Raw genomic sequence first — 23,116 nt, 5'->3', positions numbered from 1 at the left:
CCCTCACCAGAATCAAATCTCCGCCTTCCTGCGCCACGCCGAAGTAGTCCAGCCGTGCCGCTGTGTTCCAGTCCACCGTCCGGGCTGAGCCGAGCCAGAATCCGGCCGCAAATGAACGGCCGGGACCTGTCATTCACAACCCGGCCCGGCAGGCAAATATTCCGCAAAAGTGCAAGACTAGAACCGGTTCTCCCGCTCTGATTGCGCGGTTCGTCCATCCAGGAGGAAATTCATGTCGTTTGTCCGCTTTCTCGCCCGGCCCATGCTCGCCTCCAGTTTCGTCCTTGCAGGCATGGACAAGCTCAAGAACGCGGATGACACTGCGACGCAGCTGTCACCCCTGCTGCGGCGCGCGGCCGAATCCCTGCCGTTCCAGACCAACGAGAAGGTGCTGGCCCGCGTTATCGGCGGCACCCAGGTCGGGGCCGGCGTGTGCCTCGCGCTGGGCAAATTCTCGCGGCTGGCAGCCACTGTGCTCGCCGTCATCTCGGGCCTGAACGGCTACGTGGAATGGCGCAGCGCGGACATCACGTCCAAGGCGGGCCGCGACGCCCGGCGCAAGCAGCTGTTGAAGAACGTTTCCCTGACCGGCGGAGTCCTGCTGGCCTCGGTCGACACCAACGGCCGGCCCAGCCTGGCCTGGCGCGCCGAGCACCTCGCCGCGGACGCCAAGAAGAACGCCGGCCACCTCGCTGCCGACGTCAGGAAGACCACCGGCAAGCAGCTGAAGAAGGCCGACAAGGCCGTACGCAAAGCCGTGGACCACACCGTGGGAGCCTAAGGCAGCAATGACAGGCACCACCCCCGCCGCAGCACGCCCCTCTGTTCCGGCCCGCAGCTCTCAGCCCTGGCAGGCGCCCTTCGCCGGACAGCCCGTCGACGCCACGGTCACCGTTCCGGGATCGAAGTCCCTGACCAACCGGTACCTCGTGCTCGCCGCCCTCGCCGACGGGCCGTCGCGGCTGCGGGCTCCGCTGCATTCCCGGGACTCGGCCCTGATGATCGAGGCGCTGCAGCAGCTCGGGGCCACCATCACGGAAGTCCCGGGCGAGGGCGCCTTTGGTCCCGACCTGGCGGTCACGCCCCTCGACCCGCGCGCCGCCGAGGCACGGTCCGCGGTCGATTGCGGGCTGGCCGGGACAGTCATGCGGTTCGTCCCGCCCGTCGCGGCACTGCGCCACGGAGTGACGCTCTTCGACGGTGACCCGCATGCGCGCAAACGCCCGATGGGTCCCATCATCGAGGCGCTGACCGGGCTGGGCGTCTCCGTCAGCGCACCCGACGGCGGCCCGGTGTCCTCGCTGCCGTTCGCGGTCGAAGGCACGGGCGAGGTGCGGGGCGGCCACCTCGTCATCGATGCCAGCGCTTCCTCCCAGTTCGTCTCCGCCCTGCTCCTGGCCGGAGCACGCTTCACCGAAGGTCTCCATCTGGAGCACGTCGGCCAGCCCGTGCCGAGCCTGGACCACATCAACATGACCGTCGCCGTGCTCCGCGGCGTGGGCGTGGCCGTCGATGACTCGGTGCCGAACCACTGGGTTGTCTCCCCCGGGGCCATCCGCGCCTTTGACCTCAGGATGGAACAGGACCTCTCCAATGCGGGGCCGTTCCTCGCGGCGGCCCTGGCCACCCGCGGCACGGTCCGCATCCCCAACTGGCCGGCCCCGACCACCCAGGTGGGTGATCTGTGGCGCAGCATCCTCACCACCATGGGGGCGACAGTCACGCTCGCGGACGGAACCCTGACCGTGACCGGCGGCCCGGAGATCAAGGGCGCGGACTTCGACGGGACCAGCGAACTTGCCCCCACCGTCGCCGCACTCTGCGCCCTTGCCACCGGCCCGTCGCGGCTGGGCGGCATCGCCCACCTCCGCGGGCACGAAACAGACCGGCTTGCCGCCCTCGTCGCCGAAATCAACCGCCTGGGCGGTGACGCGGAGGAGACGCCCGACGGTCTCATCATCCGTCCCGTGCCACTACACGGCGGAGTCGTCCACAGCTACGCCGACCACCGGATGGCCACGGCAGGCGCCATCCTGGGCCTGGCAGTGCCCGGCATCGAGGTCGAGGACATTGAGACCACGGCCAAGACCATGCCGGACTTCCCGCGGCTCTGGGAGGCCATGCTCGCGCAGGGCACCGCCGGAAGTGCAGCCCCCACAGGCCCGACCCCCGCAGACAAGGACGCCTCAGGTGGCACGCAGCACTGACTCCTGGGACGAATCCGACGTCCGGATCCGCCCCAATAAGAAGGGCACCCGTCCCCGTACCAAGGACCGGCCCGCCTACGACGACGCCGTCACCGGACGGATCATCACCGTTGACCGCGGACGCTACACCGCCGTCGTCGCCGAAGGCACGCCCGAGGAACGCAAAATCATCGCCGCCCGGGCCCGGGAACTGCGCCGGAACCCGGTCGTGGCCGGCGACTTCGTCTCCCTCGTCGGGGACGTCAGCGGCGAACCAGACACCCTGGCCCGGCTGGTCAAGATCCAGGACCGCAGGACCCTGCTGCGGCGCAGCGCCGATGACACGGACCCGATCGAGCGCGCCGTCGTCGCCAATGCCGACACGCTGGTGATCGTGGTGGCGGCCGCCAATCCGGAGCCCCGGACCGGGTTCATCGACCGCGCCCTCGTGGCCGCGTACGACGCCGGAATCGAGCCGCTGCTGCTTGTCACCAAGGCCGACGTCAAGGACCCTGCGGAGCTGCTGTCCAACTACCAGCACCTTGACTTCCCGGTGATCATCTCCAAGACAGCGGATTCGGCCGCCTCGGGCATCGATGCCCGCTCGGACGACGGGCTGTCGGCCCGGCTGGACAAGGACGCCGTCTCCCAGCTGCGCGCCCACCTCGACGGGAAGGTCACCGTCATGCTGGGCCACTCCGGCGTCGGCAAATCCACCATGGTCAACGCGCTCACCGGCGCCGAGCGCGCCACCGGCGGAGTCAACGCAGTGACCGGGCGCGGCCGCCACACCTCCTCCTCCGCGCTGGCCCTCAAGGTCAACGATGCGCCGCCGGGCAGCTGGATCATCGACACCCCCGGCATCCGCTCCTTCGGACTGGCCCATGTGGACCCCGACCGGATCCTGCGGTCCTTCCCGGACCTCGAGCCCGGGACCGACGACTGCGAGCGGGGCTGCAAGCACGATTCCAGCGCCGTCAACTGCGGCGTGGACGCCTGGGTCGCCGCCGGCCATGCGGGGGAATCCGGCCCGGCCCGGCTCGCCTCTCTCCGCCGCCTGCTGGGGACGGACCCGCGGATGGAAGCGCAGGACGTCAAGGAACTGGGCACCGTCTCCTGACCCTGCCGCCCGGACCGGCGATTGCCGTGCTTCGGGCGGCCTCCGGCGGCGCAGCATCCCGCCTCCCGCCCCGCCGCCCGCTTTGGCGGTAGTTTGGAACCATGAGTCAACCAGCTTCAAGCTACAACGATGACCTGCGCCTCGCCCATGTACTGGCAGATTCCGTAGATTCCCAGACCATGAGCCGCTTCAAGGCGCTCGATCTTCGGATCGAGACGAAGCCGGACCTGACGCCGGTGACGGACGCGGACAAGTCGGCCGAGGAAGCCATCCGCGGCCAGCTCTCCCGCTCCCGCCCGCGCGACGCCGTACTCGGCGAGGAGTTTGGCAGTTCCGGCCACGGCTCCCGCCGCTGGATCATTGACCCGATCGACGGGACCAAGAACTTCGTCCGCGGCGTCCCCGTCTGGGCCACCCTGATCGCCCTCGTCGACGAAGGCGAGCCGGTCGTCGGTGTAGTGAGCGCCCCGGCACTCGGGAAGCGCTGGTGGGCCGCGAAGGGCGCCGGGGCCTACATGGGCCGGTCGCTGGCGGCCGCCACCCGGCTGAGGGTCTCCAACGTTTCCAAGCTCTCGGACGCATCGCTGTCCTACTCCAGCCTGGGCGGCTGGAAGCAGCGCGGCAACCTCGACGAGTTCCTGGGCCTGACCGAGGAGGTCTGGCGCACCCGCGCCTACGGCGATTTCTGGTCCTACTGCCTCGTGGCCGAAGGCGCCGTCGACATCGCCTGCGAGCCGGAACTGAATCTCTACGACATGGCCGCGCTGGTCCCGATCGTGACCGAGGCCGGCGGACGCTTCACCTCCCTCGAAGGAGAAGACGGACCCTTCGGCGGCAACGCCCTGGCCACCAACTCCATCCTGCACTCGGAGGTCCTGAAGCGGCTCAATCCGGGGCTGGACGACCTGCTGTAGGCATTCCCGGGCGCCGCGGGCGCACCCCGCGGCGCGTGCCGTAACAAAGCGCTTCATAAAAGGCCCTTCCCTTTTCCGCTCCCGCGCAGATGTCCTAGGCTCGAAGCAGGTCACGAGTGCCAGCGCTAAACCCCGGTTTGCTGGCCGGCAACCCTCCATTCGCGGTGGGGTGCCCCGGGTGACGACCTGGCCGGTCCGGAACGGACCCGGCAAGCGCGGATCCCCGGTGCGTGGGGTCCTTTTCGAGCGAGGTCCCATGACAACTGCCACTTTTCCTGCTGCCACTTTTCCTGCCACTTCCGGACGCCAGGCCGGCGCCAGCCGCGCCGTTCCGGAGGCGAGGTTCGCCGTCGCCCGCCGGCCCCTGGCCGCCGTGTCCGGCGCCGAGATCCAGGCACCGCTGATCCAGGGCGGCAGCGTCCGCTACGCCAACCTGGATTACGGCGCCTCCGCCCCCGCCCTGTCCGTGGTCTCGGCTTACCTCAACGAGATCCTGCCGTTCTACGCCAGTGTCCACCGCGGCGCCGGTTATGCCTCCCAGATCAGCACCTCGGTCTACGAGAACGCCCGCAGCATTGTCCGCGGCTTCGTGGGCGGCCGGGCGGACGATTCGGTGATCTTCACCCGGAACACCACCGATTCCCTGAACCTGCTGGCCGGTTGCCTGCCCGTCGTCGACGGCGTGCACACCGGCGAGGTGCTCTATCTCGACATCGAACACCACGCCAACCTCCTGCCGTGGCAGGGCGTGCCGCACCGCAGTGTCATCGCCGCCCCCACCCTCGCGGCCACGCTGGAACTCCTCCGCGGGGAGCTCGCCTATGGCGGCGTCAGCCTGCTCGCCGTCACGGGCGCCTCCAACGTCACCGGGGAGATCCTGCCGATCCGGGCGCTGGCCGCCCTCGCCCACGAATACGGCGCCAGGATCGTCGTCGACGCCGCACAGCTGGCCCCGCACCGGCGGATCGACATCGCCGCGGACGACGTCGACTATCTCGCCTTTTCCGGGCACAAGCTCTATGCCCCGTTCGGCGCCGGCGTGCTGATCGGCCGTTCCGACTGGCTCGACGCCGGCACGCCGCACCTGGCCGGCGGCGGAGCGGTACAGGATGCGCGGATCGATGCGGTCAGCTGGACCACCGGCCCGGCACGGCACGAGGGCGGTTCCCCGAATGTCCTGGGCGCCGCCACCCTGGCCCGCGCCACGCAGGTGATCGCCGGGCTGGACGTGCAAGAGTGGCACGCGCACGAAAACGCCATCCGGTCCTTCCTCGTCGAGGGACTCGCCCGCATCGAGGGCGTCACCGTCCACCAGATCTTCTCGGACAGCGCCTCGTTCGATGCGCCGGCAGGAACCGGTCCGGACGCGGGGCCGGGCACCGGCACCATCGGCGTCGTGAACTTCTCGCTGGAGGGCTACGACGCAGGCCTGGTGGCGGCCTACCTGTCCGCTGAACACGGCATCGGGCTGCGCGACGGCCGTTTCTGCGCGCATCCCCTGCTCCGGCGGCTCGGGCTGCCCTCGGGATCACTGCGGGCCAGCTTCGGCCTGGGTTCCCGGCTGGAGGACGCCGAGCGGCTGCTCGCCGGGGTCCGGGAACTGCTCCGGTCCGGCCTCGGCTGGGACTACGTGGTGGACGCCGGACGCTGGGTGCCGTCCAACGACACCCGCAGCTACCCGCACTGGGCTCCCAACACACCGGGCACTGCCGGCGCGGCCCCCTGCACGCTGGGGTAGCCCCGCGGCGGAGGACCCGGACAGCGGCGCCCCGTCCCGCGTGCGGTAAATTCGAAAGGTACCCACCCGGACCTGCCGAAGGAGATCGCACGTGGCACGCGGCGGACCAAAACTGCACAGTGGCCCCAAACTGCATCACGAGCGGCGCCAGGAGCTGGGGCAAAGCTTCCGCGATGGCGGGGAACACTACGAACGCGTCCGCCCGGGCTACCCCGGGGATTCGGCCGACTGGCTGATTCCCGCCGGAGCCAGGGACGCCGCGGACGTCGGCGCCGGAACCGGGAAGTTCACGGCGCTGCTGGTCGCCCGCGGCCTGCACACAGTAGCGGTGGACCCCTCCGCCGACATGCTGGACCAGCTGCGCAGGACGCTCCCCGGCGTCACCGCCGTCGAGGGCACCGCAGAGCACACCGGGCTGCCCGCCGCGGCGTTCGACCTCGTCACCGTCGCCCAGGCCTGGCATTGGTGCGATCCCCTCCCGGCCAGCACGGAGATCGCCAGGATCCTGCGCCCCCACGGCGTCCTGGGGCTGGTCTGGAACCAGCTGGACACGTCCGTCCCCTGGGTGCACCGGCTCTCGCGCATCATGCATGCCGGCGATGTGCACAAGCCGCACTTCAAACCGCCGCTGGGTCCGGAATTCACGGGACTGGAGAGCCACCTCAGCCGCTGGGAGGACCCGGTGCGCGCCGGGGACATCCTGGAGCTCACCAAGTCCCGCAGCTATTACCTGGCGGCCGGTGAGGCGACCCGCGCCAAGGTGCTGGGCAACCTCGACTGGTACCTGCACGAGCATCTGGGTCACGGCCCCGACGACATCCTCCCGCTCCCCTACCTGACGCAGAGCTGGCGGGCCGTCCGGGCCTGACCCCGGCAGGTCCGCCCTGCAGGCCGGCCGGCCCTACCCTCGACGTTGCCCGGAACGGCCCGTTGGCTTATGGTTTCGGTATGCCTAATAATTATTTGTAGGCTATTGAAAACTCCGGTGCCGGCGTGGACCAGCCGCCACCGGCAGCGTCGTCGTCGACGCGCCAACCCCAGGGGAGCCCACCGTGCTGGACGTAACAGGCCACGAACCGCCGGCGCCGGACGCGGCCGTCCGGCGGATACCCGGTGGCCGCCGCGCCATGATCGGCCTGCTGGGTCCGGCGTTCGTCGCCGCGATCGCCTACGTCGACCCCGGCAACGTCGCGGCAAACCTCACGGCCGGCGCGCAGTACGGCTACCTCCTGGTCTGGGTGCTGGTGGCCGCCAACATCATGGCCGTGCTGGTCCAGTACCAGTCCGCCAAACTCGGGATCGTCACCGGAAAAAGCCTGCCGGAGATCCTCGGCGAACGGCTCAAGCCGTTCTGGCGCCGGGCGTTCTGGGTCCAGGCCGAGATCGTGGCCGCCGCCACCGACCTGGCCGAGGTGGTCGGCGGCGCGATCGCGCTCTACCTTCTCTTCGGGCTGCCCCTCCCCCTCGGCGCACTGATCGTCGGCGGCGTCTCCATGCTCCTGCTGGCGGTGCAGGCCAGGAACCGCCAGCGGCCCTTCGAGTTCATCATCATGTTCCTGCTGGCCATCATCACGATCGGATTCCTGGCCGGCCTGTTCATCAGCCCGCCCGATCCCGCCGGCGTCGCGGCCGGACTGATACCCGGGTTCCAGGGCCCGGACACCGTACTGCTGGCCGCAAGCATGCTGGGCGCCACCGTGATGCCGCACGCCATCTACGTCCACTCGGCCCTGTCACGGGACCGGCACCGCCCGAACCCGCACCTGCACGTTCCCGCGCCGGCCATGGCCCGCCTCGTCAGGGCGACCCGCTGGGACGTCGTCGCGGCCCTCGCCATCGCCGGCATCGTCAATATCGGAATGCTGCTGCTGGCCGCCTCGACCCTGGGCGGCGAGGAGGGCACGGATACCATCGAGGGCGCCCATGCCGCGATCACGAACAACCTCGGCCCGGTGGTCGGCGTCATCTTCGCCGTGGGACTGCTGGCCTCCGGTCTGGCCTCGACGTCCGTGGGCTGCTATGCCGGCGGATCCATCATGCAGGGGCTCCTCAAGATCCGGATCCCGCTGATGACGCGCCGCGTCGTCACCCTGATCCCGGCCGTTGTGCTGTTGAGCGTCGGCTTCGACCCCACCTGGGGCCTTATCCTCAGCCAGGTCGTCCTGAGCTTCGGCATCCCCTTCGTCCTGGTCCCGCTGGTGGTGCTGACCAGCAACAAGGCGCTCATGGGCCGCTTCGCCGACGGGCTGGCCCTCCGTATTGCCGCAATCATCAGCGTGATCCTGGTCGTGGCGCTGAACCTGGTCCTGCTGTGGCTGACGTTCTCCGGCGCCGCCGGACGGTAGGCTGGGGGCTGTGAAGACCAGTCTGCCCTCCTCCTCGATCGAGGACTACGTCAAGGTCATCTACTCCTTTACGGAGTGGCAGGACAAGCCCATCACCTCCACCCAGCTGGCCCAGCGCCTCGGCGTGGCCAACTCCTCGGTCTCCGAAATGGTCCGCAAGCTCAAGGACCAGGGCCTCGTGGACCACCAGCCCTACAGCGCCATCACCCTCACGGCCGACGGCGTCCGGCTGGCCCTGTCGATGGTCCGGCGGCACCGCCTGATTGAAACTTTCCTCGTCCGCGAGCTGGGCTACCGCTGGGATGAGGTCCACGACGAAGCTGAACTCCTGGAACACGCCGTCTCGGACACGTTCATCGAGCGGATGGCCGCCAAGCTCGGGAACCCGGTGCGGGACCCGCACGGCGATCCGATCCCCTCCGCCGACGGCTCCGTGCTGGTGCCCTCCGCCCGCCGGATGAGCGAGCTCGACGACGGGCACACCGGCCGGATCACCCGGATCAGCGACGAAAACCCCGAGCTGCTGCGCTACCTTTCCGCAGAGGCGATCGGGCTGGACGCGGACGTCGAGGTTTTGGGCCGGAAACCTTTTGGCGGCGCCCTGGTGGTGCGCATCGGCTCCGGCGGGAGCCGGCAGGAAGTCGACCTTGCCGAGGAGGTCGCGTCGGCCCTCTGGGTCCACAGCGAGGGCGACCATCCCGGCTGCATCCTCGCGCTGCACTGACTGGGGAGGGGCGAACCGGGTACCCTCCGATCCCGTATCGTTAAAGGATGGTTACCCGACGCGAAGCAGCCCAGATTCTCGACATTCCCCTGGAGATGGCTCACCGTCACAACATCCCGTCCCGGCTGAGCGACGCCGAGCTGGGCGAACTCCTTGACAACCCGCCGGCGTGGCTCGTCCAGTCGAAAGCCAACCGGACCGGCAAGCGCCCCATTTGGGTCCAGCTGACATGCGCGGTCTGCGGATATTCCGAGGCGGCCCGGCCAAAGAAGTGGTGGCCGGACTTCACCTATGTGTGCTGCGCGCACCACGCTCCGTATGAGATTCCCGGCCTCGGTACCGGGCTGGTCCGCAGTGAGTATGAGGGCGTGGGCAGCCGTTTTGTCGGCATCGTGGACGTCGCGGTGCCGGAGGCGTAACTTAATAGCACGGGGGCCATCCGGGCCCCCTGCCGTTAGGGAGCGCCCACATGCCTGACAAGACGCCGCACCGGAGCATGGCCAAGAAGCCGGTGAAAACCATCAAGGAAAAACGGGCCGAGAAGAAGACCAAGAACGTCGCGGAAACGCATGCCGACCCGGTTGCCCACATCAAGAAGCGCTGAGCACTGCTCGCCCGCCGAGCCGCCCAGGCAAAGCAAAAGGCCGGAAGCTGAAGCTTCCGGCCTTTTGTGTGGATCTTTACGGGGTGGAGCACCGTTGCCGGCGCTCCGATGGTGGAGATGGGGGGAATTGAACCCCCGTCCGATGTCGTGTTGTCAGGGCTTCTCCGGGCGCAGTTTGCGTTGGATTTTCTCGGCCCCAGCCATGCTACAAACAGCTGGCTGATCCGGGCCCAGTCATCTAAGAGTCCCGTTCACCCCGATGACGGGGGTAAACAGCAGTGGCTATCTAAATGACGCCAGGATCCGGGGCAATAGCAACCTCGGGCTGACGGACTGTCTTACTGCTTAGGCAGCGAGAGCGAAGTCAGTGCGTTTTGATTCGGCACTTATTGGTTTGCAGACAGCGTTTACGAGATAATTCTGCATCCTCGGCCCGCTTCACCTGTCGCGACTAACATCGTCGAAACCGATCATCCCCGTATTTTTTTATCAAACCGGTGAGGAAACTTGTTGAACCGCTTCGTTGCTGCTGAACCGATTCCGCGCCGTTCCTTCCCGGACTACCTAGCATAACGCACGTCCCGGCAGAATCATTCCCGCGGGTTGTGGCCAGTCTCCCTAGCGCCGGTTCCGCTCGCGCATGACGCGGAGGGCTTCGCGCTTGTCCTGCTGCTCTCGCAGGCTCTGGCGCTTGTCGTATTCCTTCTTGCCGCGGGCGACGCCGATCTCGACCTTGGCCCGGCCGTCCAGGAAGTACAGCTGGAGGGGGACGATGGTGAAGCCCGATTCGCGGATCTTGTGCGAAATCTTGGTGAGCTCGTCGCGGTGCAGCAGCAGTTTCCGGCGCCGGCGTGCGGCATGGTTGGTCCAGCTCCCCTGGTGGTACTCGGGGATGTGGATGCCCTCCATCCACAGCTCGTCGTTGTAGAAGGTGCAGAAGCCGTCGACCATGGAGGCATGGCCCTCGCGGAGGGACTTCACTTCCGTTCCCATCAGCGCGATCCCGGCCTCATAGGTGTCGAGGATGGTGTAGTCGTGCCGGGCCTTGCGGTTGGTGGCCACTACCTTACGGCCACTTTCTTTCGGCACGGTAGAACTCCTTGGATCGATGGGTGGGGCCGCAACCTGTACGGTGCGGTGTCCTCTCCAGTTTACGGCAGGGCCGCGGGTGAGCCGTGAGGCTTCCGCTCCAGGCGGATCAGAGCAGTGTCATCGGATCCACGGCCCGGCCGTTGAGCCAGGTCTCGAAGTGCGAGTGGCAGCCGGTGGAGTTGCCGGTGGTTCCCGAGTAGGCGATGAGCTGTCCCTGGCTGACCTGCTGGCCCGGGGAGACCGCCACGCTGGTGTTGTGGTAGTAGATGGTGGTCAGCGAGTTGCCCTGGACGACGCCGTGGGAGATCTTCACGTTGTTTCCGCCGCCGTCGTTGGCCCAGCCGGCCGAGAACACGGTGCCGGCCGCCGCGGCGTACACCGGCGTGCCGCAGGCTGCGGCAAAGTCGATGCCGGTGTGCATGTAGCCGCCCTGGCCGTAGAAGTCGATGGTGCCCGGCGGCGTCGAGCGCCAGCCGAAGCCCGAGCTGATCGGGACACCGTTGAAGGGCTGACGCAGTCCGAAGGCTGACGGCGGTCCGGCCGGGGCGGGGACGTACGGCGGCTTAGCCTGGCCCTGGGCACGGGCGGCTGCTGCGGCGGCGTCGGCGATCCGGCGCTGTTCGGCTTCCCAGGCCTCGCGGAGCTTGCGGTCGCGCTCGGCGATATCCGCCGCCACGGCGTCCTGCTGGGACTTGACCTGGGCGAGCTGGGTCTGGATTCCGGGTTTGGCGGCCTGGAGTTCGGCGTCGAGCCGGGTGGTGTCGGCGATGAGCTTGTCCACCTCGGACTTTTTGGCCTCGGCCTCGTCCCGGGCGGCTTGTTCGCGGGCCAGCGCGGCATCGGCTTTGGCCTTGAGGTCCTTGATTTCGACCTCTACGGCTTCGAGCCGGGCCTGCGAGTTGACGTTGGTGGCGTTCTGCTGGGTGAGCTTGTCCATCGCGGAGTTCTGGCTGCGCATCGCCTGGTCGGCCAGGTCGATGGTGTCCGTGAGGCTGCCGCTGTTGTTCGAGCCGAAAAACAGCGAAAGGTTGGAAGGGACCCCGCCGGATTTGTAGGCCTGGGTGGCGATCTGCCCGATCAGCTTCTTGGTGTCGGCAATCTTCTGCTTGTCCGTCTCGAGCTGCTGGCTAATTTTGGCTTTGTTCTGCTGCGCCAGGTCCACCCGGGCGGCGAGAGCCTCGGACTCCTTGACGGCGCTGGCCACGCGCCCCTGGGCTTCGAGCAGGGCCTGCTGCGCACCGGGGAGCTGGCCCTGGTAGATCACGAGGTCCGAGGCGGCCTGCGCGATCCGGGAGTCCACGAACTCCAGGGAATGCTGGACCCGGGCCGCTTCCTCGCGGAGCGCGGCCTGCTGGTCCTCGAGGGTGTCGGCGAAGGCAACCGGGCTTGAGGCGCACATGCTCCCCGCCAGGACGAGCGCCAGTGCGGCGCCGACCATGCGGCTGCGGCGGCCGGCACCGGGCAGCCCGGTAGAAGCCGTACGCGGGGCCAGTCGATGCATCGGTGTCATGGGCCATCCCTTTTCGTTGTGCACCCTAGACCCTCAAGTATCGACGGAGGGTCAGGAGTGATGATACGCCTGCCAGCAGAACGCCGAGACCAATCAGGGCCGGAGCCAGGACCAGGGTCTGACCTGCAGAGATGAAGGCGGTGTCCGGATACTGCTTGGAGAGGTACCCGCCAAGGAAGAAGTGCGCCACGGCCCACAGCGTTCCCGAGGCCAGCACCGCGCCAATCACTGCGGCGATCACGCCCTCGAGGATGAACGGCAGCTGGATCACGATCTTCGACGCCCCGACGAGGCGCATGATTCCGGTTTCCCTTCGCCTGCTGAACGCCGACAGCCGGATGGTGGTGGCGATCAGCAGGATGGCGCAGACGATCATCACCCCGGCGACGCTCACGGCCACGAGGGACGCGGCGTTCATGACGGAGAACAGCCGTTCCAGCAGCTGGCGCTGGTCGATGACGGTTTCGACGCCGGCCTGGGAGGAGAAGGTCTCGCTGATGATCTGGTACTTCTCCGGGTCCTTCATGTTGATCCGGAAGGAGGCCGGGAGCTGGTCCGGTGTCACGGAGTCCACGATCGGGGAATTGGAGAACTGCTCCTTGAAGTGCTTGTACGCGTCGTCCTTGGACTCGAACTGGAAGTCGTTGACGTACTGGGCCACCGCAGGCGAGGCCAGGAGCTTGGCCACGTTGTCCTGCTGTTCCGGGGTGGCCGGGCCGGTGGCGCAGCCGGTCGCCGTCGAACCGTCACTGCAGAGGAAGATGGCGACCTGGACTTTGTCGTACCAGTAGCCCTTCATCTGGTTGATCTGCAGCTGCAGCATGCCCGCGGCGCCGACAAAGGTCAGGGACACGAACGTGACCAGGATGACCGAGACCACCATGGAGAGGTTGCGGCGCAGTCCGCTGCCGATTTCGGCGAGGACGAATTGGAGCCTCACAGCTGGTTCTCCCCTGCGTCGCGTACTTCGGTGCGGGTGGTTCCGGCCGGGTCGGGGGCGGGTTCGGCGTCCCGCCCGCTGGCGTCCCGCAGGCGGCGGGACTGTCCCACGACCGGAATCATGGAAGTGTACAGGGCCCTGGCCTCGTCCCGGATGACGACCCCGTTGCGGAGTTCGACGACGCGTTTGCGCATCTCGTTGACGATGTCGTCGTCGTGGGTGGCCATAACGACGGTGGTGCCGTTCTGGTTGATCTTGTCCAGCACCCCCATGATGCCCATGGAGGTGGTGGGGTCCAGGTTGCCGGTGGGCTCATCGGCCAGCAGGATGCCGGGACGGTTGACGACGGCGCGGGCGATCGCCACGCGCTGCTGCTCACCGCCGGAAAGTTCGTGCGGAAGACGGTTTTCCTTGCCTTCGAGCCCGACGGTTTTCAGGACCTCCGGGACGGTGTCGCGGATGACGCTGCGGCTCTTGCCGATGACCTGCATGGCGAAGGCGACGTTGGCGAACACGGTTTTCTGCGGCAGCAGGCGGAAGTCCTGGAACACGACGCCGATACCGCGGCGGAGCCTCGGCACACGCCAGCTGGAGATGTTCGCGACGTTCTGCCCGGCAACGTAGACGGCGCCCGAGGAGGCCCGGTCCTCTTTGAGGACCAGGCGCAGGAAGGTCGATTTGCCGGAGCCTGAGGCCCCGACCAGGAAGGCGAATTCGCCCCGGTCGATCTCAAGGTTGATCTTATCCAGCGCCGGTCGCGCTGTCTGGTCATAGACCTTGGTGACATTTTCGAAACGGATCATGGCCCTAAATACCCTGCAGGACGTGGACGGGTAGGGCCCAGTTCTGCCGCCGGTGCGCGGGCTTTCTAGTGGGGGAAGTAGAGCTCCGGCTTCTCGACTATACGCACGGGCTCCGGCGGATCGGCCCGAGCGCGGGGGCGTGTCGCAGGATTAGCCCGGAGGGGCGGGTGTGACGCAAGAGGCAGAGGGTACGGCTACTTGTCTGCGTTGCGGTTGTCGGTCCGCCAGCGGATGCCGGCGTCGATGAAGTCGTCGATCTCGCCGTCGAACACGGCGGAGGTGTTGCCGACCTCGTGCTCGGTGCGGAGGTCCTTGACCATCTGGTACGGGTTCAGGACGTACGAGCGCATCTGGTCGCCCCAGGAGGCCTTGACGTCGCCGGCGAACGCTTTCTTCTCCGCGTCCTCCTGCTCCTTCTTAAGCAGCAGGAGCCGGGACTGCAGCACACGCAGGGCTGCGGCGCGGTTCTGCAGCTGGGACTTCTCGTTCTGCATCGAGACCACGGTGCCGGTGGGGATGTGGGTCAGGCGCACGGCGGAGTCCGTGGTGTTGACCGACTGCCCGCCCGGGCCGGAGGAACGGAAGACGTCGACGCGGATCTCGTTGTCCGGGATGTCGATGGAGTCCGTCTGCTCGATCAGCGGGATGACTTCGACGGCGGCGAACGAGGTCTGGCGGCGGCCCTGGTTGTCGAAGGGGCTGATCCGGACCAGACGGTGGGTGCCGGCCTCGACGCTGAGGGTGCCGTAGGCGTAGGGGGCCTTGACCTCGAACGTGGCGGACTTCAGCCCGGCCTCTTCGGCGTAGGAGGTGTCCATGATGGTGGTCGGGTAGCCGTGGCGTTCGGCCCAGCGCAGGTACATCCGGAGCAGCATCTCGGCGAAGTCCGCGGCATCCACGCCGCCGGCTCCGGCACGGATCGTGACGACGGCTTCGCGCTCGTCGAACTCGCCGGACAGCAGCGTCACGACTTCGAGTTCCTTCAGCGCCTTGCGGATGGATTCCAGTTCGGTGGCTGCCTCCCCCATGGAGTCCGCGTCGTCCTCGTCCTGGCCCAGCTCCACGAGGACCTCGAGGTCGTCAATCCGCGATGTAAGCGAGTTCAGGCGCGCGAGTTCGGACTGGCGGTGCGAGAGCCGCGAGGTGATGACCTGGGCGGCTGCGGGGTCGTCCCACAGGTTGGGTTCGCCGGCCCGTTCGCTGAGTTCGGCGATGTCTTCCTTCAGCGCCTCGACATTCGAAACGTTCTCGATGGAGGCGTAGGTGGCGCGCAGGGCGCGGATTTCTGCGGGAAAATCAATGTTTGCCATGGTTTTTTAAGCCTACGCTATCCCTGCGGGCCGCCCGGACTGGGTTGCCTGCCAGGCCGGGCGACCGGGCAGGGGGCTACCGCGTGAGCCGGGAGCGCGCCGTCGAACTCGCTTCGATCCTGATGCCGTCCGGGACGAGGAAGTTGACGACCGGAGGGTGGACCGCGGCGCTGAGCACCACGACGGCGGTGGATCCGTCCGGGCTGCCCGTTCCCGGCCCGACGGCGAGGCCGCTGAACCGAGTGAAGGCGCTGCTGCGGTCCAGGAAGTCGACGGCGGTGCTCCGCACGCGGGCGCCGGTCAGGATGGCGGTGGGGGTGCCGCCAACGGTTTCGAGCTGCCCCAGGGTGAAGCTGTCCGCGGCGGCCACCGAGGCGCCGTCGGCCAGCGACAGGAGCTTCTTGTGCTCGATGTAGACGCCGGAGGCGGCGGTGACGACGGTCGCGAGAAGCAGGGCAAGCAGCATGAAGCCGATGATCAGCACCGTCATCTGCCCGGCATCGCGGCGTTGGTCCCCGCTGTGTTGGTCCCCGCCGTGTTGGTCCCGGTGATGTTGATGCGCTGGCTGCGGTTGCTGCCGGCGGCGGCGCCGACGGCGGAGCGTCGCGGGAACTTTCATCGGAAGCGGCCCACCAGTTGCGTGGCGGAGGCGCTGAGCTGCCCGGCGTTCAGGTTCAGCGCCTCGCTGAACGGGACGAACGGCAAGCGCACGGTGAGATGGACGGTGACCGTCACGGCCGAACCGGCAGCCATGCAGTCCGCGGGGGCGCAGCTGGTCTCGACCCGTGCATTGGCGGCGGAGTGCCCGTGGTCGGCGAGCGCCAGCAGAACCGCTTGCTCGGCGGCGGCCCGGCCGCCGGCCGCGTCCGTCTGGGCGACGAAGACCTTCGCGGCCTGGTCCGCGGCGCCAACAACCGCAAATGAGCCGCCCTGGAGCTGGCCCATCGTGATGATGAAGTAGACCAGCGGCACCATCAAAAGCAGCGACAGGAACGTGAATTCGACCACGGCGCTTCCCCGCTCGGCGTCGTCCGGGCTGGCGGTGTTTGCCCACGGGGCGGCTCCCCCGTCCCGCCGTTCCGGTGCGTCAGGGCTGGATGGCCGCATGCCCTTTCACCTCCAGGACTGCGCGGGGGCCGATCAGCCCGATCACGGGCAGCGGTGCGCGGACCGTGACTTCCAGGGTCCGGATGCCCCGGTACGTGGCTTCGCTTGTGGTCACGTCCTGGGCGAATTCCGGGTTGAGCGCGACCGAGATCAGCTGCGCGGCCCGGTCCTTGGCGTCGACGGCGCTGCGGTCCGCGAGGGTGCCGTATCTGGCGCCGGAGGCCGCGGCGTCGATCAGTGTGTTCCGGACGTGCAGAACGAGGGTGAGCTGGACGATGGCGAGGAAGAACAGCGTCAGCAGCCCGCCCACGAGGACGAAGTCCACCACCGCCGAACCCCGTTCGTCAGTTTTGCCCCCGCCGGTGCCGGGCAGCCGCACCTGTTTACTGCCCGACCTTGTCCATGGCCTGGTTGAAGAGTCCTTCCAGGGCCGGCCCGGCGAGGGCGAGGAGCGCGGCGACGAGGACTGCGGACATCAGCGTGATCATGACCCAGCCGGGCACATCGCCCCGCTCGCGATGGTCACCGGGCCGGTCAGGGTGCCGCCCCACGGCCCCGTGCGCCCCGGCGCGCCCGGGCGTCAGGCCGATGGTGCAGAGCAACAGCGCCATGCGGTTCAGGATCTGTTTCACTTTCTCCCCTTTTGTCGGTGGTTCGGGTGTCTTCCTGCTGCTTCCTTGCGTTGCCCCGCCGGACGCGGTCACAAACCCATGCTGATGGCGGCCAGACCGGGAAAAACGGCGAAGACGACCGTCAGCGGCAGTACGCCGAAAACGACGGGCACCATCATTGCGATTTCCTTCTTTCCCGCCGACTCCATCAGCTCGCGCTTCGCCGTATCGCGGGCGTCCTGGGCCTGGGCCCGCAACACCTCCGCGAGGGGCGTTCCCCGTTCAACCGCCACGACAAGCCCGTCCACGAAGCGGAGCAACGGCCCAAGCTCGGTCCGTGCCGAGAATTCCTGCAGGGCCTCGACGAGCGGCTTCCCTGCCCTGGTTTCCGCCAGGACGCGGGTGAAGTCCTTTGACAACTCCCCCCGGGCGCTGCGGCACACTCTGTCGAGTGCGCCCGTCGCACTCTCGCCGGCGCTGACTGCGAGGGCCATGAGTTCGGCGACGCTGGGGAACTCCGCCATCATGCGTGCTTCGCGCTTCCTGATCTGCGCTCCCAGCAGGTAATCGCGCAGCATGTAACCGCCGGCGGCGCTGCCCATCACCAGCACGGCGGCGAGGAGGGGGCTGAGCCGTCCTGCCACGCCGGCCAGCACGACTGCTCCGGCCGCCGCGATGAAACCGGCTGCGCCCCAGAGGAGCTGTTCTGCCCGGAAATCGCCTGGCGACTTAACGTTCCCGGCCCTGGCCAGGCGGCGGTTCAGGGCCGAGGAACCGGGGTTCAGCTTGCCCAGCCATGAGACGGCGTCGCCGATCACCGGCCGGAGAATTCGTTCCAGCGGTCCGAACGGGGTGAAGTTCCGCGGCCCGGCCCGCAGGAGCCGGGATTCCAGGTTGTGGGACTTCAATTGCGGGCCGATGCGTTCGACGAAGGTGGTTGGCCGCATGAACGGCAGCCTGGTCAGCAGCAGCCAGATACCGCAGCCAAGGACGACTCCACAGGCAATCGCGGTCGCCAGCAGCCCGGTCATCGAAGGACCCGCTCATCTGCCGGCAGCGCTCCGATGCGCAGCATGATGGCATACGAGACCAGGGACACCGCCAGGCCCCCAATCAGGACAGCGGCCCCGGGCGGCGTGTTGTAGGCAGCGACCGCCTCGGGCCGGCTTGCCAGCAGCATCAGGACGATCCAGGGGGCCGCGACTGCCAGCCGCGCCGCGTTGACGGTCCAGGACTGCCGGGCCTCCAGTTCGCTCCTGGTTCGGGCACTTTCCCGCAGGAATTCCGCGAGGGTGCCGAGCAGCCGACCAAGATCCGAGCCGCCCACTTCCCGGGTCAACCGGAGTGCTTCGACGATCCGGTCGGCCACGGGATCCGCCAGCCGGTCCTTCAGCCTGGTCAGGGAGGGGTCGAATTGCCCTCCGGCCCTGTAGTCGGAGGCAAAATCGCGGAAGGCGTGGCGGAGTTCCTCCGGACCCTTATCGCCCAGCTGGATGAGGGCTTCCGGCAGCGACAGTCCGGCACGGATCGCCGACCGCAGATGGTCGACGACGTCGGGCCACAGTTGCCGCAGAACAGCGGTGCGCTTCCGGGCGCGCCATTCCACGATGGCCATGGGCAGCCAGCCGCCAAACAAGCCAAAGCAGCCGGCGATCGGCCACGACCTGGTCACCGCGAAGAAGACAAGCATCGTGAACGTGCCGACACCGAGGCAGCTGGCCAGCAGACCGGCGCCGCTGACCTTCTCGATTCCTGCCGACCGCAGCAGGTCCTCCAGACGGCTGGGTCTTGGCACGCGCCGGGCCGCTTTTGGCTGTTCCCAGGCAGACCACCAGATCAGCAGGAGTCCGGCACCGGCGAGCATGCCCAGCAGCGCTGCCATCAGCGTGGCCCCAGCAGGGTCGCGACGTCGAACCCCGCCCTGGCAAACTTCTCAGCCGCCGGCATTGAGTTGGCCTTGGGTTGCAGCTGTCCGTCGTCGAAGGCGAAGACCATGGAGGATTCGATGATGCCGTTTTCTACTCTCCGGCCCAGCGACAGGATCTCTGTCACTTCCCTGCGTCCGTTGGAGTGCCGGGCACAGTGGACCACGAGGTCGATGCAGGACGCGACGGTCGGAACCACGAACGCACTGGAAATGTTTTCGCCCGCCAACAGCGGGAGGGTGCAGATCTTGGTGACAGCGTCGTGCGCCGAGTTCGCATGGACCGTGCACATCCCGGGAAGCCCCGAATTCAGGGCGATGAGCATGTCCAGGCTTTCGGCCTCCCGGACCTCGCCCACCACCAGCCGGTCCGGGCGCATGCGCAACGCCTCCTTCACCAGCCGCCGCATGGGAATTTCGCCCTCGCCCTCCAGGTTCGGCTGCCGGCACTGCAGCCCCACAACGTCCCGAAGCGGGAACTGCAGTTCGAAGATCTCCTCGACGGTGACGACGCGTTCCCGCGTTCCGATGCTCGCGGCCAGGCAGTTAAGCATGGTGGTCTTGCCGGCCTGGGTGGAGCCGGAGACCAGGATGTTCAGGCCGCTGGCCACGGCAGCGCCGAGGAAGCGGGCCGCCTGCGGCGTGAGCGTGCCCAGTTCGACGAGGTGTTCGAGTCTGCTGGCCTTCACGACGAACTTGCGGATATTGATGGCCCAGTGCCGCCTGGTGACGTCCGGGATCACCACGTGCAGGCGGGAACCGTCCGGCAACGCTGCGTCCACGAACGGAGACGACATGTCCAGGCGGCGCCCGGAACTCTTGAGCATCCGTTCCACGAGGTCCCTGACTTGCTGCTCCGTGAGCGAGACCGAGGTCAGCTCGGATTCGCCGTTCCGCGCCACATAGATCTCGTTCGGGGCGTTCAGCCAGATTTCCTCTATGGCCGGATCGTCGAGCAGGGGCTGAAGGGCTCCGAACCCTGCCACGGCGTCGAAGACAAACCTGCGGGCAGTTTCGAGCGGGCCGATGGGAGGCAGGGGTGCCAGCAGGGCCCGTTCGTCGTAATCCATGACGGCTGCCTCGACGAGGCGGCGGACTTCGCCGGCCTGCCTCAGCGGGTCAAGGCCGCGGCGGCGAATCAGCTCGCGGACTTCGTCCTCGACAATGCGTACAGCCTCCACAATGGCCCCCAATATGACTGCCGCCCTGTTGCCGGGGCTCTGCAATTGGGTTAAAGCTAAGCGTGGGCAGGCCGCCGGACAAGGGCCGCCCGGGCCGCATGTGGAAAACCTGCAGCACGTTCCACCACAATATTCACACGAGTAACACCAGAAACTCTGGTTCCGCTAATGCTGCGGTGTTAGGGTGAGCGCGACAAGTCAGACATTCTCAGATCCCGGACAGCATCGTCCTTATTTTGCCGGGCGCGAGATCACTATGACACTGCCTTGAGCGTGTTGTCCCGGAGCGGAAAATGAAGCGGACCCTACTTCCCCCCACAAGTCACCTCGGCAGCCATGTCGGAGTCGCGCTGCTGGTTGCCTCCCTCATCGCCGGACCGGCCATGGCGGCCCCCGCGGTCGCCGTCGAGCCGACACCCACCGCAACCCCGGCCGCAACGACAGCGACGGCCTCGCCGGCTCCCGCCCTGGCCACGGCGACGCCGGCACCCACACCGGCGGCAAGCACCGCCCAGCCAACGGTGGACAAAACGTCAGAGGCTTACCGGATTGCCATGGCGGAGGCCACCAAAGCCGGCGGCGCCGAGATGGGGCAGGGGACGCGCGCCGCGGCATCACCTGCCGGAGCCACGACTGCGACCACCGAGGCCCTGACCACGCAAGGCACGTGGACGCCGAGCTACGGCGTACAGGGGCTCGACGTCAGCCAGTACCAAGCCGGCATCAACTGGCAGACCGAGTGGAACATGGGCGCCCGCTTCGCCTACATCAAGGCCACCGAAGGAAACTACTTCACCAGCAGCACGTTCAGCGACCAGTACCTGGGGTCCAGGGCCGTGGGCATGATTCGCGGCGCCTACCATTTCGCCAACCCCGCGGCCTCCTCCGGCGCCGACCAGGCCCGGATCTTCGTCCAAAACGGCGGCGGCTGGAGCGCCGACGGCTACACCCTGCCTCCCGTGCTCGATTTTGAAGGCAACCCCTACGCCGGCCAGACCATTAATGGCTACTACCAGGGCAACACCTGCTATGACATGACACCCGCCCAGCTGACGTCCTGGGCCAACGCCTTTGGCAGCACCATGCAGGCGCTGACCGGGCGGCTGCCTGTCATGTACACCACCACCTCGTGGTGGAACTACTGCACCGGCGGGCCCACCGGTTTCGGCGACTGGCCGCTGTGGATCGCGCGCTGGCCGGGCTCGGCCACCGACAGCCCGGGCGCCCTGCCCTCCAGCTGGGCCAACTTCAGCTTCTGGCAGTACAGCGAGTCCGGACCCTTCGCCGGCGGCACCGGTGACTCCAACATCTGGAACGGCGACTACACCAGCCTGCAGCGCTTCGCCACGGGCACTACCCCGGCGGCACCGCCGGCCCCGCCGGCCCCGCCTGCACCGCCGGTCCCGACTGATCCGACACCCAGGCTCGTTGCGCCCGGCGATTTCGACGGCGACGGCCAGGCCGACCAGATCCAGCGCAGGGGCGACGGCGAGCTCTGGTTCTACCCCGGCAACGGCGCCGGACAGTATCTGGCTGGGCGGCGGATCGGTTCCGGCTGGGGAATCTATGACCGGGTCCTCGGGGTGGGTGACTACAACTCCGACGGAAAGAACGATCTTGTCGCCAGGAAACTGGACGGCTCACTCTGGTTCTACGCCGGCACCGGTACGGTGTCAGCAACCGACGAAGGCTACCGTCCCGCCGTCAAGATCGGGGACTTCGGCTGGGACGCCTTTGACAGTCTCCTCGGCGTCAAAGACTTCGACGGCGACGGAAAGCCCGACCTTGCAGCCCGCACCCCGGACGGAAGCCTGTATCTCTATTCGGGTACCGGCACCGGCCAGACCGGCACGGCACGCAAAATCGACTACGGCTGGCAGATCTATGACCAGCTCATCGCCATCCAGGACTTCGACGGCGACGGCACCAACGATCTCGCGGGCCGGCGGCCTGACGGCACCCTGTGGCTCTACTCCAACACCGGCCGCGCCGTCCTGGTCAACGGACGCCAGATAGGTTCAGGCTGGGGGATCTACAACGACATCGTGGGCACCGGGGACGCCAACGGCGACCGGATGGCCGACTTCGTGGCCAGCGACCCCACCGGGGCCGTATATTTCTACGCCGGAACCGCCATGAAGGACCAGGGCTACCAGACCGCCCGGAAAATCGGGGACTACGGGTGGGATGCCTTCGACAGGCTCGTAGCCGTCCAGGACTTCAACGGGGACGGAAAAGGCGACCTGCTGGCCCGCAAGCCCGACGGAACCCTGTGGTTCTACCCCGGCAATGGGACAGGGGCCTACGGCACCCCGAAGCGGATCGGCGATTACGGCTGGGACGCCTTCGATGCGCTCGCCGGCGTCGGAGACTTCAACGGCGACGGCAAGAACGACCTCGTGGCCCGGAAACCGGACGGCACGCTGTGGCTGTATCCGGGGACCGGGCGCGTGGACACGGGCAGCAACGGGTACGCCGGCGCGACCAAGATCGGCCTGGCCGGCTGGGAGGTCTTCGACTCGATCACCGGCGTCGGGGATTTCAACGGCGACGGCAAGAACGACCTTCTTGCCCGGAAGCCCAACGGCTCGTTGTGGCTCTACAAGGGAACCGGGAAAGTCGATGCGAGCAACAGCGGCTACCAGGGTGCAGTCAAGGTCGGGGATTACGGCTGGGATGCCTTCGACCAGCTCATTGGCGCCGGCGACTTCAACGCCGACGGGAAGAATGACCTTCTTGCCCGCAGGCCCGACGGCACGCTGTGGCTCTACCCCGGCGACGGCAGCGGCACACCCGGCGCCACCATCCGGATCGGAACCGGCTGGAACGTCTACGACCGGATCCTCAACGGCTGGGACCTCAACGGCGACAAGACCCCGGATCTGGTCGCCCGCCGGCCGGACGGCTCCCTCTGGGCGTACTCAGGAACAGGAATGAAGCCCAGCGAGGGTTACCTTCCCCGCACCCTGGCCATGGTTCTCTGAGCATCCGGTGCCCCGGACTGACT

At 67.7% G+C, this 23,116-nt stretch carries 23 protein-coding genes, 1 other RNA gene and 1 riboswitch; of the genes, 11 read left to right on the top strand and 13 right to left on the bottom strand.

Annotation, left to right across the window (positions count from 1 at the left end; all coding sequences use genetic code 11):
- Positions 1-232 precede the first annotated feature (232 nt).
- From AC1MFL_RS15705 to AC1MFL_RS15660, 10 genes are all read left to right on the top strand, one after another.
- Positions 233-781, top strand: a complete 549-nt coding sequence (locus AC1MFL_RS15705) for a DoxX family protein (protein WP_479810935.1) — start codon at positions 233-235, stop codon at positions 779-781.
- A gap of 7 nt (positions 782-788) precedes the next feature.
- Positions 789-2,207 (top strand): 3-phosphoshikimate 1-carboxyvinyltransferase, encoded by a 1,419-nt coding sequence (gene aroA / locus AC1MFL_RS15700; RefSeq protein WP_479810933.1) that lies wholly within the window; start codon positions 789-791, stop codon positions 2,205-2,207.
- Positions 2,191-3,306, top strand: a complete 1,116-nt coding sequence (gene rsgA, locus AC1MFL_RS15695; protein WP_479810931.1) for a ribosome small subunit-dependent GTPase A — start codon at positions 2,191-2,193, stop codon at positions 3,304-3,306. Before aroA ends, rsgA begins: the two co-directional genes overlap by 17 nt.
- Before the next feature lie 101 nt (positions 3,307-3,407).
- Positions 3,408-4,220, top strand: a complete 813-nt coding sequence (gene hisN, locus AC1MFL_RS15690) for a histidinol-phosphatase (protein ID WP_479810929.1) — start codon at positions 3,408-3,410, stop codon at positions 4,218-4,220.
- A gap of 108 nt (positions 4,221-4,328) precedes the next feature.
- A riboswitch (SAM riboswitch) is annotated at positions 4,329-4,442 on the top strand.
- Positions 4,443-4,476: 34 nt separating this feature from the next.
- Positions 4,477-5,958: an aminotransferase class V-fold PLP-dependent enzyme gene (locus tag AC1MFL_RS15685; protein WP_479810928.1), complete on the top strand. Its 1,482-nt coding sequence runs from the start codon at positions 4,477-4,479 to the stop codon at positions 5,956-5,958.
- A 91-nt stretch (positions 5,959-6,049) separates the two neighbouring features.
- Entirely contained in the window at positions 6,050-6,826 is a 777-nt protein-coding gene (locus tag AC1MFL_RS15680; RefSeq protein ID WP_479810926.1) for a class I SAM-dependent methyltransferase, read from the top strand.
- Positions 6,827-7,085: 259 nt separating this feature from the next.
- On the top strand, positions 7,086-8,303 hold the full coding sequence (locus tag AC1MFL_RS15675) for an Nramp family divalent metal transporter (protein WP_479815512.1): 1,218 nt from the start codon (positions 7,086-7,088) through the stop codon (positions 8,301-8,303).
- Between the two features lie 10 nt (positions 8,304-8,313).
- Positions 8,314-9,027 carry a metal-dependent transcriptional regulator gene (locus AC1MFL_RS15670; RefSeq protein ID WP_479810925.1) on the top strand — a complete coding sequence of 238 codons (714 nt, stop codon included), beginning with the start codon at positions 8,314-8,316 and terminating at the stop codon, positions 9,025-9,027.
- A gap of 47 nt (positions 9,028-9,074) precedes the next feature.
- Positions 9,075-9,446: a hypothetical protein gene (locus AC1MFL_RS15665; RefSeq protein ID WP_479810923.1), complete on the top strand. Its 372-nt coding sequence runs from the start codon at positions 9,075-9,077 to the stop codon at positions 9,444-9,446.
- Between the two features lie 50 nt (positions 9,447-9,496).
- Positions 9,497-9,631, top strand: coding sequence for a hypothetical protein (locus AC1MFL_RS15660; protein ID WP_479810921.1), 135 nt, complete (start codon positions 9,497-9,499; stop codon positions 9,629-9,631).
- A gap of 109 nt (positions 9,632-9,740) precedes the next feature.
- On the opposite strand, the gene ssrA is transcribed toward AC1MFL_RS15660, so the two are convergent.
- From ssrA to AC1MFL_RS15595, 13 genes are all read right to left on the bottom strand, one after another.
- Positions 9,741-10,109, bottom strand: a transfer-messenger RNA (tmRNA) gene (ssrA, locus tag AC1MFL_RS15655).
- 140 nt (positions 10,110-10,249) lie between these two features.
- Positions 10,250-10,720: an SsrA-binding protein SmpB gene (gene smpB, locus AC1MFL_RS15650; protein ID WP_479810919.1), complete on the bottom strand. Its 471-nt coding sequence runs from the start codon at positions 10,718-10,720 to the stop codon at positions 10,250-10,252.
- 109 nt (positions 10,721-10,829) lie between these two features.
- Entirely contained in the window at positions 10,830-12,224 is a 1,395-nt protein-coding gene (locus AC1MFL_RS15645) for a peptidoglycan DD-metalloendopeptidase family protein (RefSeq protein ID WP_479815511.1), read from the bottom strand.
- Between the two features lie 34 nt (positions 12,225-12,258).
- Positions 12,259-13,173, bottom strand: a complete 915-nt coding sequence (gene ftsX / locus AC1MFL_RS15640) for a permease-like cell division protein FtsX (protein ID WP_226759108.1) — start codon at positions 13,171-13,173, stop codon at positions 12,259-12,261.
- Entirely contained in the window at positions 13,170-13,976 is an 807-nt protein-coding gene (gene ftsE, locus AC1MFL_RS15635; protein ID WP_479810917.1) for a cell division ATP-binding protein FtsE, read from the bottom strand. Before ftsE ends, ftsX begins: the two co-directional genes overlap by 4 nt.
- A gap of 194 nt (positions 13,977-14,170) precedes the next feature.
- A complete protein-coding gene (gene prfB / locus AC1MFL_RS15630; protein WP_069952285.1) occupies positions 14,171-15,286 on the bottom strand; it encodes a peptide chain release factor 2 in 1,116 nt (371 codons plus the stop codon).
- A 76-nt stretch (positions 15,287-15,362) separates the two neighbouring features.
- A complete protein-coding gene (locus AC1MFL_RS15625) occupies positions 15,363-15,776 on the bottom strand; it encodes a pilus assembly protein TadG-related protein (RefSeq protein WP_479810915.1) in 414 nt (137 codons plus the stop codon).
- A 125-nt stretch (positions 15,777-15,901) separates the two neighbouring features.
- Positions 15,902-16,393, bottom strand: coding sequence for a hypothetical protein (locus tag AC1MFL_RS15620; protein WP_479810913.1), 492 nt, complete (start codon positions 16,391-16,393; stop codon positions 15,902-15,904).
- Positions 16,374-16,772 (bottom strand): TadE family protein, encoded by a 399-nt coding sequence (locus AC1MFL_RS15615; RefSeq protein ID WP_479810912.1) that lies wholly within the window; start codon positions 16,770-16,772, stop codon positions 16,374-16,376. Before AC1MFL_RS15615 ends, AC1MFL_RS15620 begins: the two co-directional genes overlap by 20 nt.
- A gap of 4 nt (positions 16,773-16,776) precedes the next feature.
- Positions 16,777-17,025: a hypothetical protein gene (locus AC1MFL_RS15610; RefSeq protein WP_479810910.1), complete on the bottom strand. Its 249-nt coding sequence runs from the start codon at positions 17,023-17,025 to the stop codon at positions 16,777-16,779.
- Between the two features lie 68 nt (positions 17,026-17,093).
- The gene (locus tag AC1MFL_RS15605) at positions 17,094-18,035 is read right to left on the bottom strand and encodes a type II secretion system F family protein (protein WP_479810908.1); all 942 of its coding nucleotides are present in this window, start codon (positions 18,033-18,035) and stop codon (positions 17,094-17,096) included.
- Positions 18,032-18,886 (bottom strand): type II secretion system F family protein, encoded by an 855-nt coding sequence (locus AC1MFL_RS15600; RefSeq protein ID WP_479810906.1) that lies wholly within the window; start codon positions 18,884-18,886, stop codon positions 18,032-18,034. Before AC1MFL_RS15600 ends, AC1MFL_RS15605 begins: the two co-directional genes overlap by 4 nt.
- On the bottom strand, positions 18,886-20,109 hold the full coding sequence (locus AC1MFL_RS15595; RefSeq protein WP_479810904.1) for a TadA family conjugal transfer-associated ATPase: 1,224 nt from the start codon (positions 20,107-20,109) through the stop codon (positions 18,886-18,888). Before AC1MFL_RS15595 ends, AC1MFL_RS15600 begins: the two co-directional genes overlap by 1 nt.
- A 293-nt stretch (positions 20,110-20,402) precedes the next feature.
- Here AC1MFL_RS15595 and AC1MFL_RS15590 point away from each other — a divergent pair, with 293 nt between their 5' ends.
- A complete protein-coding gene (locus AC1MFL_RS15590; protein ID WP_479810902.1) occupies positions 20,403-23,093 on the top strand; it encodes a GH25 family lysozyme in 2,691 nt (896 codons plus the stop codon).
- Positions 23,094-23,116: the final 23 nt, after the last annotated feature.

The organism is Arthrobacter sp. BG3, from assembly GCF_056680185.1.
This window is presented reverse-complemented; position numbering and strand designations above follow the sequence as displayed.